General features: G+C 57.9%; 16 protein-coding genes and 1 tRNA gene. 3 read left to right on the top strand and 14 right to left on the bottom strand.

Annotated elements, in window-relative coordinates; genetic code table 11:
- Positions 1–27 precede the first annotated feature (27 nt).
- The 3 genes from BLA15945_RS07870 to BLA15945_RS07860 form a co-directional block, all read right to left on the bottom strand.
- A complete protein-coding gene (locus tag BLA15945_RS07870; protein ID WP_174991995.1) occupies positions 28–369 on the bottom strand; it encodes a GNAT family N-acetyltransferase in 342 nt (113 codons plus the stop codon).
- A 314-nt stretch (positions 370–683) separates the two neighbouring features.
- A tRNA-Cys gene (locus BLA15945_RS07865) sits at positions 684–784 on the bottom strand.
- Positions 785–894: 110 nt separating this feature from the next.
- Positions 895–1,497, bottom strand: coding sequence for a hypothetical protein (locus tag BLA15945_RS07860; protein ID WP_174991994.1), 603 nt, complete (start codon positions 1,495–1,497; stop codon positions 895–897).
- Between the two features lie 742 nt (positions 1,498–2,239).
- On the opposite strand from BLA15945_RS07860, the gene BLA15945_RS07855 reads away from it, so the two are divergent.
- Complete coding sequence (locus BLA15945_RS07855; protein ID WP_174991993.1) at positions 2,240–2,989, top strand: hypothetical protein; 750 nt, start codon at positions 2,240–2,242, stop codon at positions 2,987–2,989.
- 222 nt (positions 2,990–3,211) lie between these two features.
- Here the strand turns inward: BLA15945_RS07855 and BLA15945_RS07850 are convergent, their stop codons facing one another.
- Positions 3,212–3,952 (bottom strand): hypothetical protein, encoded by a 741-nt coding sequence (locus tag BLA15945_RS07850; protein ID WP_174991992.1) that lies wholly within the window; start codon positions 3,950–3,952, stop codon positions 3,212–3,214.
- Between the two features lie 220 nt (positions 3,953–4,172).
- Positions 4,173–4,412 carry a hypothetical protein gene (locus tag BLA15945_RS07845; RefSeq protein WP_174991991.1) on the bottom strand — a complete coding sequence of 80 codons (240 nt, stop codon included), beginning with the start codon at positions 4,410–4,412 and terminating at the stop codon, positions 4,173–4,175.
- Positions 4,413–4,612: 200 nt separating this feature from the next.
- On the opposite strand from BLA15945_RS07845, the gene BLA15945_RS07840 reads away from it, so the two are divergent.
- The gene (locus BLA15945_RS07840) at positions 4,613–5,014 is read left to right on the top strand and encodes an NUDIX hydrolase (protein WP_174991990.1); all 402 of its coding nucleotides are present in this window, start codon (positions 4,613–4,615) and stop codon (positions 5,012–5,014) included.
- Between the two features lie 87 nt (positions 5,015–5,101).
- The gene (locus tag BLA15945_RS07835; protein ID WP_174992105.1) at positions 5,102–5,383 is read left to right on the top strand and encodes a hydrogenase maturation factor; all 282 of its coding nucleotides are present in this window, start codon (positions 5,102–5,104) and stop codon (positions 5,381–5,383) included.
- Here the strand turns inward: BLA15945_RS07835 and BLA15945_RS07830 are convergent.
- The 9 genes from BLA15945_RS07830 to BLA15945_RS07790 form a co-directional block, all read right to left on the bottom strand.
- Positions 5,368–5,580 carry a hypothetical protein gene (locus BLA15945_RS07830; protein ID WP_174991989.1) on the bottom strand — a complete coding sequence of 71 codons (213 nt, stop codon included), beginning with the start codon at positions 5,578–5,580 and terminating at the stop codon, positions 5,368–5,370. The genes BLA15945_RS07835 and BLA15945_RS07830 overlap by 16 nt on opposite strands.
- 396 nt (positions 5,581–5,976) lie before the next feature.
- On the bottom strand, positions 5,977–7,455 hold the full coding sequence (locus BLA15945_RS07825) for a sensor domain-containing diguanylate cyclase (protein WP_174991988.1): 1,479 nt from the start codon (positions 7,453–7,455) through the stop codon (positions 5,977–5,979).
- A gap of 313 nt (positions 7,456–7,768) precedes the next feature.
- A complete protein-coding gene (locus tag BLA15945_RS07820) occupies positions 7,769–8,560 on the bottom strand; it encodes a DNA adenine methylase (protein ID WP_174991987.1) in 792 nt (263 codons plus the stop codon).
- 169 nt (positions 8,561–8,729) lie between these two features.
- On the bottom strand, positions 8,730–9,224 hold the full coding sequence (locus tag BLA15945_RS07815) for a DUF2514 family protein (protein WP_174991986.1): 495 nt from the start codon (positions 9,222–9,224) through the stop codon (positions 8,730–8,732).
- Positions 9,221–9,715 (bottom strand): glycoside hydrolase family 24 protein, encoded by a 495-nt coding sequence (locus tag BLA15945_RS07810; RefSeq protein WP_174991985.1) that lies wholly within the window; start codon positions 9,713–9,715, stop codon positions 9,221–9,223. The genes BLA15945_RS07815 and BLA15945_RS07810 overlap by 4 nt, the downstream gene beginning before the upstream one ends.
- A gap of 2 nt (positions 9,716–9,717) precedes the next feature.
- A complete protein-coding gene (locus tag BLA15945_RS07805) occupies positions 9,718–10,002 on the bottom strand; it encodes a phage holin family protein (RefSeq protein ID WP_059233775.1) in 285 nt (94 codons plus the stop codon).
- 80 nt (positions 10,003–10,082) lie between these two features.
- Positions 10,083–11,129 (bottom strand): phage late control D family protein, encoded by a 1,047-nt coding sequence (locus tag BLA15945_RS07800; RefSeq protein WP_174991984.1) that lies wholly within the window; start codon positions 11,127–11,129, stop codon positions 10,083–10,085.
- Between the two features lie 9 nt (positions 11,130–11,138).
- Complete coding sequence (locus BLA15945_RS07795) at positions 11,139–11,345, bottom strand: tail protein X (RefSeq protein ID WP_174991983.1); 207 nt, start codon at positions 11,343–11,345, stop codon at positions 11,139–11,141.
- Positions 11,320–12,198 carry a phage tail protein gene (locus tag BLA15945_RS07790; RefSeq protein ID WP_174991982.1) on the bottom strand — a complete coding sequence of 293 codons (879 nt, stop codon included), beginning with the start codon at positions 12,196–12,198 and terminating at the stop codon, positions 11,320–11,322. Before BLA15945_RS07790 ends, BLA15945_RS07795 begins: the two co-directional genes overlap by 26 nt.
- Between the last annotated feature and the right edge of the window lie 8 nt (positions 12,199–12,206).

The raw sequence follows: 12,206 nt of genomic DNA, 5'->3' as shown, positions 1-12,206 counted from the left end.
CATCTGAGACACCATGTGGCCGACACGTCATTCGAGCCGCGTGCGTCGAAAAAGGGCCCGCACAAAGCGGGCTTTTTTGCTCAGTACGCTACGAACGCATCCGCCATTCTCGAACCAGCGTTCCGCAGCCGCCGTCAGCGCACCGCCGATCCCGCCTCCTCTGCAGCGCGCGTCGGCGACCATGCTCGTGATGCGCCCGAGATTACCGTTCGCATGAAAGAGCGGGAGGATGGGCAGGCTGATGCCGCCGACGAACTCGTCATCCACGGTCGCCACGTAAATCCGGTCGCATGGACTGCCGGCCAACGCGTGCAGCTTTTCGTGATTCAGCGCGAGCGTCGCTTCATATCCGGGCTGATGCAGCAGCATCGCGATTTCAACGCAATCAGACAGCCGCGTTTCCCTCGTTGCGAGTTCCCGGGAAATTCATTGCGATTCCCCCGGCAACGCTCGCCCGCCCTTTCGATCGTGGGTCGCGGATATATGCGGCTTGACGCCGCCAATCCAGCAAAACATCGCGAAGTACGGGAGATGGTGGTACGTCATCGATCACCTCGACGTCTCGGGCAGGCTTCGAAAGCCCGGGCATCGTGCAAGGCTACCGCATGTGCCCGCCGGCCCCTCTCCGCAACGTACGCAGAAAAAAGAAAAGCCCCGCCGAAGCGGGGCTTTTCTTTTCTTGCTGGAGGCGCGAGCCGGAGTCGAACCGGCCTAAACGGCTTTGCAGGCCATCATAAATATATAAGTATCAATACCTTAACGATATTAACCATTCAATTCAGCCACCTGACGGTGGCCACCCGGATATGGCCGCAATTGAACACGTCCGCTCACGCGGCCCCTCGATCCCGGATGCAGCAGTAGGGCCCGCACCTCTCGCCGACACTCCTTCAACTACGGCGTGGCGGGGCTGACTTTGATTGCGGGTTGTGGTGGCCACGGCTGGTAGAAGTCAGTTCGCTCAAGCACGCCTGCTCGCCATTTGAAGGTTGGAACAGAGAAATCTGCATAGATCAGCAACCTCGCCCTCGGGTCGAGCACATGTCTGACCCACGAGTCAGGCTGAGGCATGTTATCGCGATAGATGTCGATTGAGATGTAGACCGGCACCCCCCAATGATTGCGCACATAGCTAAGCGGAATATTGTCGACGCCCGTCTCCTGCTCAACTGCTAGGTGATCTAATGCCTTCAGGGTGTCGCTTTCCGGCGACTTGACTGCAGTCACAAGTTCAATTGAACCCGTATCCGTGCCGGCCAGCCACACCACCAAGTCGGTCGCGTCGTGATTGTTCACATCCAGATCCACGGACTGGACCTGACCGCTCGTTAACGTTCGCTTGACTGTGGCACGCATGGCCCTATCACTAGCGTTCTTGAGCTTGAAGTATCGCTTGTCGTACCAAAGTGAAACATCGTTTATGGGGTCCTGCATGCACCAGCCAGGCGGCAAGCCGTTCGGCCAGACGGTTCCCCCCATATTGCAGACGTGAGCCATAGTTCTTCTCCTCATTGGTTCCAGGTCCACTGCAGTAGATGTCTGGGCGTTGGACAGTGACTCGAAGCTCACCTGATTCCGTTTACTCCCGTATTTTTGATGCGGCTCTACGTACAGAGGTTAGCTCATAGAAGATGCACTGCAAGCCTCCCCGACCTAGTGTTTTCGTGGAGCAGCCTCCGTATGGGCCACTGATAAACCCGAACATCCGCGGTAATATTTCACCCTATAGTTCAGGGGACGGAATGATAAGCGCAAGGCTTGTCCAGCAAGGCTCACACTTCCTGCTGTAGCAAATCCGCACCAGATAAACCTGCCCGTATCCGTACTCTTCTTATGGACACGGGACTGGGGTAGCTGGTCACCTCCAACTTAGCTCGCCATCGTTAGCCACTTCCCTTAATCGTCCAGCCACAGACTCACAATCATGACAATTTTTATCCAGACGTTACGACCTGTGTCCGCTGCTATATACTAGAAATATAGACACACCCTCGACTCAGTCGAATTTTAATAAGAAACATTAAACCCTAAATTTATATAAAATATGTCAACATCAAATTTCATATCCCGGACCAACAACTTACCAGCCACCCATCCACTTTATCGGTCATGGGCAACAGCATACAACGAGAGCGACGTAAGAGTAATAATCAAAAATTATGAAAAAATTGACGATTTTTTGCAGCAACGAGGAATAGAACCTCAGAAAAACGCAAGATACAGCACGCAACGCACAATAATGCAAGAATTTCTCAATACAACATCCATCCCGACCGAGGAATCATTTCAGTCATTCACAAGATCCGCCATTGATCTATCAATGATATGGGCCGTACTATCCACTCACAAAAAATATCAAAAACTCCCCAGAGATATAAGAGTAGCGTTTTTCAAAGACCCAATTAATCCAATCAACAACATCAATTCAGCAGGTCGCGACAAGCTTTTTGAATATTATGTAGGCGCTCGATTTAACGCAGCCGGATGCAGCATCAGATACGACGAACCTGATGTAATATGCAATTATAAAAATATCGAATTCGGCGTGGCGGCCAAACGCTTTAGAGTAGAAAATTTACAACAACACATCAAAAAGGCACGCAATCAAATAGAAAAATCTGGATTGCCAGGCGTGATAGCTCTCGATGTTACCCCAAGCAGCCCCTTCACCGAACATCCATACTTCGAGACCCCTGACCACTTCAGACATGCTGCAGACAAATGGCTTTTCGATGTATTTCACTCACAAGTAAACAAATACGGCGATCAGTGGAAATTAGACGGAATTAAAACTCCAATAATTATTTGCTTCTTACAAAGCATATTTGCCATAGAAGATGGTACCCTTGCATTTTTTGCAAAAAAATACATACTCAATATCAATCCCAAAAGAGAACCATCCAAAACCGAAGCCATTCAAATTAGAATCATCCAAGAAGCCGTTGAGTCGCTTAGAAGAACCCTACCAGAAGCAGACCACGCCACGTGACTCACTTAATTCGCCGCCTGACATGCCCTAGCATGTGGGGCCGCTACGTGAGGTGCTTAAATAAGACCAGCGCCGGCAAGTATGTAGTTGCGTGACGAAATGCACCTGTTCTAACGTCTTTGAGAACACTCAGCTTCGTGTTTTTCGCATCGCACCCAAGCCGAACAGAACACCGGCCCCAGATGTATATGGTACGTGGTCATTCAAAAATCAGCGATACACTCAGCACGGCACCCGGCCAATGACACCGCCACCTGACTGCGTACACCAACGCTGCACCCCTTGCTGCTGTTGCGGCGCCGAGTATGACGATCCCTTCGGCGCATTGATGGCCCTAGCAATCTCCCTAGAATCTGCCTGTCGCTTTTGCTCAAACTCAGCGGTCTGCGCATCCTCCACCTGCTTCGTCATGGCAACCAGCCGTGCATACTTGGGGTCGCGAGCGTCTTGGAAGGGCGGCAACGGCGGCGTAACCGGCATGGACGGCGAAATGGCACCCCGGTATCGGGGGATCGACATCTTCGAGGTCTTCCCCCAAAGCGCCGCCGTACCGATATCCCACATCGCCACCTTCATCCCGAGCATGTGCTCGTAGTCGCGATCGACGTCGGCGATCGTCGGCGTTCCTGCCGGCGCGGGAAGCGGCTGCAGCGCGGGCGGGAGGGCCTGCATCGAGGGATACACCAGTTGCACATAACTTACGGCAGCCAGCGAGTATTGATACAGCACGCCCTGATAAGCCTCCAGTATTCGAGCACGGCTATCGGATTTGGCATTCGAAGCAAAAGCGATGAACGACGTCAGCGTTTGTGTGTAGCGGGCATTCGCGTCTTTCTGAGCGGCAACAAGCTGTGGTTGCGGGTATGAGGAATTTGTCGGTCCCACAACACATCCTGCAAGGGCACCTACGACGGACATAGCGATCCCCATCGTTCGAAACGTCATCCGAATTTGGCGCGACATGAAAGCTCCCTTCAGGAATATCACGAAATATTTGCCCGGTCCGGGCGCGGAAGATAATAGGGACCGGTCTAGTTATATGTCAACCGCACCTAGGGCGCGCCCGTCCGCTTCACATCTCGTCATCGCCGGTATCCGAGCCGGGGTGATCGAACTTTGCCGGGCAACCAACATGGCGCACACCTACGTGACGTTAGCCAGATCTAGCGCTTGCGCCATTGGGTCAAGGAACCCAATACTGCAGCTTCGAGACCTTGTCGAGCAATTCATCAGCACGATCCCTGAGCTTCAGGTAGTTGTAACGCTCTGCCGAACTGCGAATCGCCTGAAGTCTCGCGCGCCAATACGCGGGATCGCCGATGACCGTACCGAGTGGAAACTCTTGGCGCTTCTCACAGAGAGTATCAACGGCATTTTTTACATGTGCCAGCTCTTGTTCAATACTGACAAAACGATCATCCATGCGCTCCCCCTTTTTATTTCTTCTTGATGCTGTCGGGACTCATCGGCAACACTACTGGTTCAGCTGAGCTGTTAGATTACTGTTTCATACAGCGCTTGCCACGCTTGCGGTGACAGGTTACCGTCATCCGTCGCACGGATCTATCCCCGCACCTCGCTCACGGCCAACAAATACTAAAAAATGTTCGAGTGTCAGTTTTTATGAGCAGCCAAGAAAGCGAAGTTGTCTCCGTCAAAGAACGCGCAACGATTGTGTGCTTCCGGGGTGAACGAGTTCTGCTGGTCGCCCGCGCTGCATCGCGATGGGCGTTACCCGGCGGCACAATTAAGGCTGGCGAAACCCCACTGGATGCGGCGTGCCGGGAGCTTTGGGAAGAGACAGGGCTGGTTGACTTAGACCTCACCTACGCGATGCACTTCGGCGGCCTCTCGAAGTTGCATCACGTGTTTGTGGGAGAGCTTGGAGCCGACCTGAAGCCGCAAGCAAGTAACGAAATTGCACGCTGCAAATTCTTCCGTCATGACGCAATCGCCAGATTGCGGGCGAGCATTCCTACGAAGAAAATCATTGAGTTGGCCTACAGTAGCGACTGGCGTACGTAGCCTAGATTCATGTCGCAATTCGACCGCACGTCCTATACTTTCGCGTGCATGATGTCGAGCGTCGCCCAACCCGCAGTGAGGCTCAATATGACCAGCGCGTACACCTATCGTGGATATGCGATCGACGTTCGCTGCGAACACAAGATCGATGCGTCGACTGACGAGATCTCACGTGGCTTCGTTGCCATCGTCCACATCCGTTCAGCCAACGTGCCGTCGCTACTTCTTGCACCGATTCGCTTAGCCGGCGATCATGGCAAGCTGTTTTCCGACTGCCTCGATGCATTGCATGCTGGCCGCGCGGCAGGCGAAATAATCGTGGACGACCTCCTCGTTGATGCCAGCGTCAACACTCACCGCGGGCGTTGACGCCGCAATTCGTGAATCGCGTAAACAACAAGGAAAATTCCCATCATCGCTACGCCGGAAGCGACAAAGTCATTCAGCACACCGGCGCTGTGTAAGAGCTTGGGAAAGAAGCCCATGCTGAGTCCGACCACCGCCAGAATTAGGCCGGCGATGACGCCCCAGAGAGGCCCTGCGTTGTCATTGTTTGCGAATTTCATATGCCCACCTGATGTCCATCCCCGAGGCATTTTGAATATAGTCGATCCATCACGGGGCATCAGCAGAGTTGCTGTGACGGACGCCCCCCGTGTGCAAAAAGCCCCGCCCTCGGGGGAATACTGAGGACGGGGAAGAGAAACGGACACCTCTGGCACGAGGCGGGTCCAAATGGGTTATCGGTTACATCGCAACAAACTTGAGCCGCAGCCCTCGGGAAATTGTTCCAGCACTCACGGATTCTGCTCCGACCGTCGACATAGCCCTCTTCCAGCCAGTCGAGATGTCCACCATTCAACGACTACCGTCTGACGGTAAACCTCGCACCGGTGCATCAGAGCCACTTTGAACTTGCCCAGCCAAAGCAACTTTTCCCGCCCCAACGACTCCTGTCACAGTCAAACAGTGGCCTGAAAGGAGGTAACCTTGTTTCGGCCGGTTGCCTTCGCGTAGTACAACGCCTCGTCGGCCGCCTTGATTACCGTATCGGGCTCACCGTCCTGATCCGGCGTCCAGCTCGCCAAGCCGATACTGGCAGTCACTCGCCCGTATTCGCTTCCGGTATGCTCAAGCGCTAGTTCGCTGATCGCCGCGCGTATTCGTTCGGCAGTCTGAGCTGCCCCCGTCTGCGACGTGTCAGGAAGCAGCACGACGAACTCCTCTCCGCCGTAACGAGCCGCCGTATCGATCGGTTGACGGATGTTCTCGCCGATGCAGCGCGCGACTGCAGCCAGTGCGTCGTCCCCTGCCTGGTGACCGTAGGTATCGTTGTAGGCTTTGAAGCGATCGACATCGACAAACAGCAATGAGAAAACAGAACTGGCTCGCCGTGCACGACGCCATTCCCGGTCCAGAACTTCCCCAAAGCTGCGGCGATTGTTAAGGCCGGTGAGCCCGTCGGTGCGTGCCAGCAATTCAAGCTCGGATTCCGCGCGCATCCGACGCCGAAATTGCGCGCTAAGAAACACTGATAGCGCAATGAAGGCAGCACCGAATATCGCCACTAGCAGACCGATCGTCTCGGCACGGCGTCGCCACGCTGCATAAATGTCCTGCTCAGCCTCTGCGACCATGATAATCAGTGGCAGATTCGGCAAATTCTTGAAGTAGTAGAGGCGGCGCACGCCGTCGATCGACGCCGTCTCCGAGAACGATCCCTCAAGGGCGCTCCGAAAGCGCCGAAAAGTCGCGGCTTTGCTGATGTCGCGCCCGATGGTACGGACATCGTACGGCTGCCGCATGACCATGATGCCGTCCTTGCCAATCAGCGAGATCGAGCCATGCTGTCCCAATGACAGGCCCGCGAACAGCTTATGGAAATACTCGAGGTTGATCGCGATCAGCGCGACACCGGCAAACGAGCCATCCGAATTCGATATGCGCCGCGACAGCGCAATGCTGAGCATGCCGGCGCGCAGGCGCGACACAAATGGATCGCTGACATAGAGCCCCACGTTTGGATTGTCGCGGTGGACGGTAAAGTATTTGCGATCGGCGAAATTACCCTTACGCGGCACGTCGCTGGCCGAATCCAGAACGATATTTCCGTCGGCATCGAGCACCAGCTGCGAGCCGATAAATTGCGCCATCATTGCATTGTCAAACAGCACGCCCCGCCGCAGTGCGGGCGCCGCTGCCATCACGTCAGGCCGTTGCAAACCTTGAATCAACGCCTGTAAGGACAGGTCGTAGAGTTCGAAGTTGCGCTCAATGTCGCGCTCGGCCATCAGGCCGAGATTGCGCGAGGTTTCGCTGGCTCGCTCTAGTGCATCGTGACGACTTTGGAACAGCTGCAGCACGCACAGGCCCATTAGCGAGCACGCGATCACGATACCGACCGCCACAATGAAATAAGGCGCTGCCGTCCGGGGTTGCATTGATCTCCTCGCTTCTAATTGTGCACGCCCTAGCCAGACGTGGTTTTCGCATACTAAATCGGCCCGGCACATTGGCAATGTGCAGCACCAACTAACCGAAAACTGGGGCCGTTAGGGTCAATCGAACGTGAAAGGTCGACAAACCACTACTAATCGTCCGCCGAGCCGGAACTATTAGATCACACGAAAAACTCGCTTCCGAGCGAAGATGTAGCCCGAGCGGTGGGTCTGCGCCGCCAATCAAGCCCCCCCGCCAGCACCTGCTGACCGATACGTGAGATACCGGCACGGAAGTTCGCGCCGGCATCCACGGTTAGAACAGCCCCACGGGCTGTGCTGCGTCGTCCCAACTGAAGATGATCAGCTCGTTTCGTTCAGTTGCCCTGCCACCTCCACCCACGGTGTACTGAATCGGCACGGTCTCGAAGTGGAACCCATCGAAAACACGCCGAATGTCCGGATGGTCATTCAGGCTTACGATCGCTCGTCCCTTGAGAGAGCGCAACCGCTCGGCCATTTTCTCGTATTCCGCGAATGAGAACGGTACACCATAGCCTTCAGTTTCGTAATACGGCGGATCGAGGTAGAACAACGTGTGCGGCCGGTCATATCGATCAATACAGGCCGCCCAATCCAGGCGCTCGATGAACGCATTCGCAAGCCGCAAGTGAGCAGCTGACAGTTCCTCCTCGATCCGCAGCAGGTTCAGGCCCGGCGGGGTTGTCGTCGCCGTACCGAATGTTTGCCCTTCGATCTTTCCGCCGAAGCAGTTTCTCTGCAGGTAATAGAAGCGCGCCGCACGCTGAATATCGGTGAGCGTTTCCGGTGTGGTCTGCTTAAGCCATTCGAACACCTGGCGACTGGTGAGCGCCCACTTGAACTGCCGCACAAATTCCTCGAGGTGATGCTGCACCACGCGGTACAGGTTGATCAGCTCGCCGTTGACGTCGTTGACTACTTCAACCTTCGCCGGCGGCCGAAGGAAATACAGTGCGGCCCCGCCAGCGAACACTTCGACGTAGCACTCGTGCGCAGGAAAGCGCGGGATCAGATGGTCTGCAAGGCGGCGCTTGCCGCCGATCCACGGAATAATCGGATTTGCCATTGTGAAAGCCGTTTTTAAACTTAGTGTAGAATCCGGCCCGCCTACGTAGGTATGCAGGGCCTTGGCTAATTCACTGGCTCAGACAGTGGAAAGGCGACCGGGAGACGTGTTGCTGCACGTCCTCCGGTCGCCCTGTTTCTTTCGAGACCGCACGGCCCCGATCGCCGCGCTACTGCGGCAAGTTGATTTGCGCGTCGCTGATCAACGCGTCGTAACTACGCTCGCACTGCCGCCCGGCAATACCCCGCTCGTCAGCGATCTTTGCCAGCTCTCCCGCAGCCTCGTCAGTCCGGCCGAACACGTCGGCAAGCAGATCGAGGGCGCCACCGGCTGCCGCGCCTCCGGCCGCAGCTCCGGCACGTCGGGCATCGGCGACGAGTGCGGCAACCTGTTTGCGCAGGCCGTCAGCAGCAGCATCTGCAACAGCAGCGTCAGCGGCCGCCTGATCACGTTCTTTCGCAGCATCGGTTGCGATCTCCTGTTGTGCCGCCAACCGGCGGCGAAACTCGTTACGCTCGTTCGTCAGGTCATCGATCTGCCGTGCCTGGTCCGCTACCTTCGCGGACTGGTCGGCATCGCCATGCCCCTTGAAATAGCCGCAGGCAGCGCCGGTAATGACGCCCGCGACGACGAGCAGCCAGATGCGCGGGGCGATCCATGTCATGCGACCATCTCCCCGCCAGCCGCGCGATACGCCGCCAGCAAATGCTCGATGTCGTTCTCATGCTGGCCGTAGCCGGCCCCCGGCAGACTGGCCCATACGTTCGACACCTTCGCGACCGCCTCGCGAAACCGCCCCGCATCGATCAACGGCAAAGCACCGTGCTCACGGAGCTGCTGAAGCGCGTATCGGTCCTGTGACACCGGCCCGAAGTCGGGCAGCTTCATCTGCGCCTGATAGATCCGCCACCAGCGCGTGAGGATCTGGTAACGGCCCGCCGCTGTCGACGGCACGCGGATCTGTCGGTTGAGCACGTTCGGATGCGCCGCGTAGCTCGCAAACAGCAACGGCCGCGATGCCGTCGCCCCGACCAGCACGTTGTAACCGTCGTCCGACTTCGCGAGCAGCGGCGAGCCGATCTCGCTTACAGCGATGGTATCGAGAAACGCCACCCGGTTCACACCGCCCGCAGCGGACACACTGATTCGAGCCATCGTCACTTCCCCCCAAACACACGCTTCGCATTCCGACGCAGCAGCACTTCGAGGTACTGCGACCCCACAATGCCGAGCGCACTCCCCAGACCGAGCAGCGCAATCGGCGGCAGATCCGGGATCTGCAGCAGCGCGATGCCGGCCACCATCGACGTGGCGGACCCCAACATGGCCCGTCCCGCAACGAGCCGAAACGTCAGTTGCTCCCCGCCCACCAACACCTTTGCGATCCCGATCAATCCACCCATGCCGATCAACTCCAGAATCAATTTTTCGTGGTCTTGCATCGGTTCCCCTTCGCCCGATAAAAAGAAAGGCCGCCCCGGTTGCCCGTGAGCGGCCTGCAAATACAGTGCGTGACGCGTTACTACGGCGCCGGCACCACCAGATTGATTTTCTTGCCCGACTTCTTCTTGTGCCCGACCTTCGCTTTCCCCTTGTTCCCTCCGTTCAAAGTCACGACCGTGATCCACCCGCGCGATGCAAACGTGTGTTCGACCGACTCGATCAGAAACTCGCCGTCTACACCGGTCTTGAACCCCTTCAGCGCGATCGTCTTCTCCGCCGACAGGTCTGCCCGGCCGCGCATCGTCAGCCGGCTCGTCGACGTGTGCCGGTTGAGCGTCGCCATGCGCGACGTCGCACCGGCCTTCGCCGCCTCCGGACTGGCGAACGCATGACGTTCGGTATGCACCGCGGACGCACCTGGCGGCGCATCCGGATTCGGGATCGTCAGGTCGATCTTCTTCCCCGTCTTGCGGTCGTGCACCTTCGTGCGGACGGCCGCAAAGCTCGCGCGGTCCGGGAAATTGATGTCGTAGTCGAGCAAGTCGCCCGGCGAGAGCGTGACGATCGGCAGCGGCTTACCGCTAGCGCTCTTGCCGCCGCCGCGCGGCAGGACGATCAGCTTGCCGGCCTTGACCGTCGCCGTCGCACCGTACTGGCGAGCCACGCGCGTGATGAAGTGCAGATCGCTCTCTCCGAACTGGTCGATGCGCGGCACGACGACGTCGACGTCGCACGCGGCCGACCACTTGTTACGACGCGCAACGTCGCCGACGATGTCGGCCAGCTTCGCGTTCGACCAGCTCCCGTATCGTTGCGTCTTCGACGTCGCGCGCATGTTCGCGGGCTTCCCCCGGATCACGACGCTGGCCGGCGGTCCGCGAAGTCCGACCTCGTCGACGGCGTACTCGCCGAGCATCGACAGCCCCTGCCCCTCCCATCCGATCGACACCTTCAACGTCGCGCCCTTCGGCGGAAACTCGATGCGGCCATCGCGATCGTCGAGTGTGATCGTGCACTCGTCTGCGTCTAGACCGGGTTTGTCCATCGCCCGGATCTCGAGCACGCGATCCTGAATAACCTTCGTCACGTCCGAGCCGTTCGCGACGACCTGAAAAATCGCTTCCATCGCCCCTCACTATGTCCAGAGCTGGACCGACTCGACACGCGGCGCTTCGAGATCCGGCATCAGGATCTCGACACCGGCCGCGAACGGCTGCCGTTGATTCGCCAGCCCCGGATTCGCTTCGTACACGGCCTCGACCGTTCCCTGCAGCCCACCGTAGAAGCGATAGCAAAGCGTGTCGAGCACGTCGCCGTCAGACGTTCTTAAAGTCTTCGCCATAGCGGCCAAACTCCACCGAGAATGTTTGTTTGCGCGGCATGCCGTCCGCGAGCAGCGCGTCCTGCTCCTCCTCGATCGCCTGCAACAGCCAGCGGCCGAGCACTTCGCCATCGCCCGTCGTGAGCTGCACGGGCTTCATCCGGCCGCCGATTGCACGCAGCCGGCTGATCTGCTTTGTGCCCGCCCCAAGCGACGGGAACACGACGCCCGACAGCGTGATCGTCTCGCCCCCCTCGCTGACCGGCTGCAGCGCCTCCTGACGATTCAGACGCTCCTGAGACGCGACGCGATACCGCGTCGCCCGCCGCAGCTTGTCGTGAGCGGCAGTCGACAGGTTGAAGTGGAACGCGTCGCCGGCATCCGTCGTCATCGTCATCAGGTGCGGAGTGCTCGACGACGCTCCGTCGACGAGACCCGACAGCATCGAGCCGACGCCCGTCGACTTGATCACGTCGAGCACCGCCGAGTCTTTCAGGCCAACCGCCGCGTTGAACTGATTCCACGCCCCGCCCAATGCAGACCTCACGCTGTCAGCGGCAGCCCGCACTAGGGGGAAACTCGATCCGTCGACGGCCTTCAGAATCGAGCCGATCGACGCCTGCGTCGCGTTGAAGCTGCGTACGACAGCGCCGACCTGCGGAAACAGATCCGACGCCACCGACAAGGCGCTCGTCGCGCCCGTCAGCAGCTCGGCCGCGCTGCTCAGGTTGCCGGTTGCGAGACGCTGCAGCACGTCGACCGTCGCCATGCTCGCCGCACGGTTCCGATCGAAGATGCGAACCATCTGCCGCACGCGCTCCGTCGCGATTCCCGCCTGCGTTGCTGCTCCCGTGATCTGTCGAATCACGTCCATAGCGCCTC

The organism is Burkholderia arboris (assembly GCF_902499125.1).
GTDB classification, from domain to species: Bacteria; Pseudomonadota; Gammaproteobacteria; order Burkholderiales; family Burkholderiaceae; genus Burkholderia; species Burkholderia arboris.
This window is presented reverse-complemented; position numbering and strand designations above follow the sequence as displayed.

Bases quoted from the DNA above. Each gene is read 5' to 3' on its own strand.
- BLA15945_RS07810 (WP_174991985.1), bottom strand. From the start codon at position 9,715: ATGGCTCGAATCAGTGTGTCCGCTGCGGGCGGTGTGAACCGGGTGGCG.
- BLA15945_RS07840 (WP_174991990.1), top strand. From the start codon at position 4,613: ATGAGCAGCCAAGAAAGCGAAGTTGTCTCCGTCAAAGAACGCGCAACG.
- BLA15945_RS07835 (WP_174992105.1), top strand. From the start codon at position 5,102: ATGACCAGCGCGTACACCTATCGTGGATATGCGATCGACGTTCGCTGC.
- BLA15945_RS07845 (WP_174991991.1), bottom strand. From the start codon at position 4,412: ATGGATGATCGTTTTGTCAGTATTGAACAAGAGCTGGCACATGTAAAA.
- BLA15945_RS07825 (WP_174991988.1), bottom strand. From the start codon at position 7,455: ATGCAACCCCGGACGGCAGCGCCTTATTTCATTGTGGCGGTCGGTATC.
- BLA15945_RS07830 (WP_174991989.1), bottom strand. From the start codon at position 5,580: ATGAAATTCGCAAACAATGACAACGCAGGGCCTCTCTGGGGCGTCATC.
- BLA15945_RS07855 (WP_174991993.1), top strand. From the start codon at position 2,240: ATGCAAGAATTTCTCAATACAACATCCATCCCGACCGAGGAATCATTT.
- BLA15945_RS07820 (WP_174991987.1), bottom strand. From the start codon at position 8,560: ATGGCAAATCCGATTATTCCGTGGATCGGCGGCAAGCGCCGCCTTGCA.
- BLA15945_RS07805 (WP_059233775.1), bottom strand. From the start codon at position 10,002: ATGCAAGACCACGAAAAATTGATTCTGGAGTTGATCGGCATGGGTGGA.
- BLA15945_RS07815 (WP_174991986.1), bottom strand. From the start codon at position 9,224: ATGACATGGATCGCCCCGCGCATCTGGCTGCTCGTCGTCGCGGGCGTC.
- BLA15945_RS07795 (WP_174991983.1), bottom strand. From the start codon at position 11,345: ATGGCGAAGACTTTAAGAACGTCTGACGGCGACGTGCTCGACACGCTT.
- BLA15945_RS07870 (WP_174991995.1), bottom strand. From the start codon at position 369: ATGCTGCTGCATCAGCCCGGATATGAAGCGACGCTCGCGCTGAATCAC.
- BLA15945_RS07800 (WP_174991984.1), bottom strand. From the start codon at position 11,129: ATGGAAGCGATTTTTCAGGTCGTCGCGAACGGCTCGGACGTGACGAAG.
- BLA15945_RS07860 (WP_174991994.1), bottom strand. From the start codon at position 1,497: ATGGCTCACGTCTGCAATATGGGGGGAACCGTCTGGCCGAACGGCTTG.
- BLA15945_RS07790 (WP_174991982.1), bottom strand. From the start codon at position 12,198: ATGGACGTGATTCGACAGATCACGGGAGCAGCAACGCAGGCGGGAATC.
- BLA15945_RS07850 (WP_174991992.1), bottom strand. From the start codon at position 3,952: ATGTCGCGCCAAATTCGGATGACGTTTCGAACGATGGGGATCGCTATG.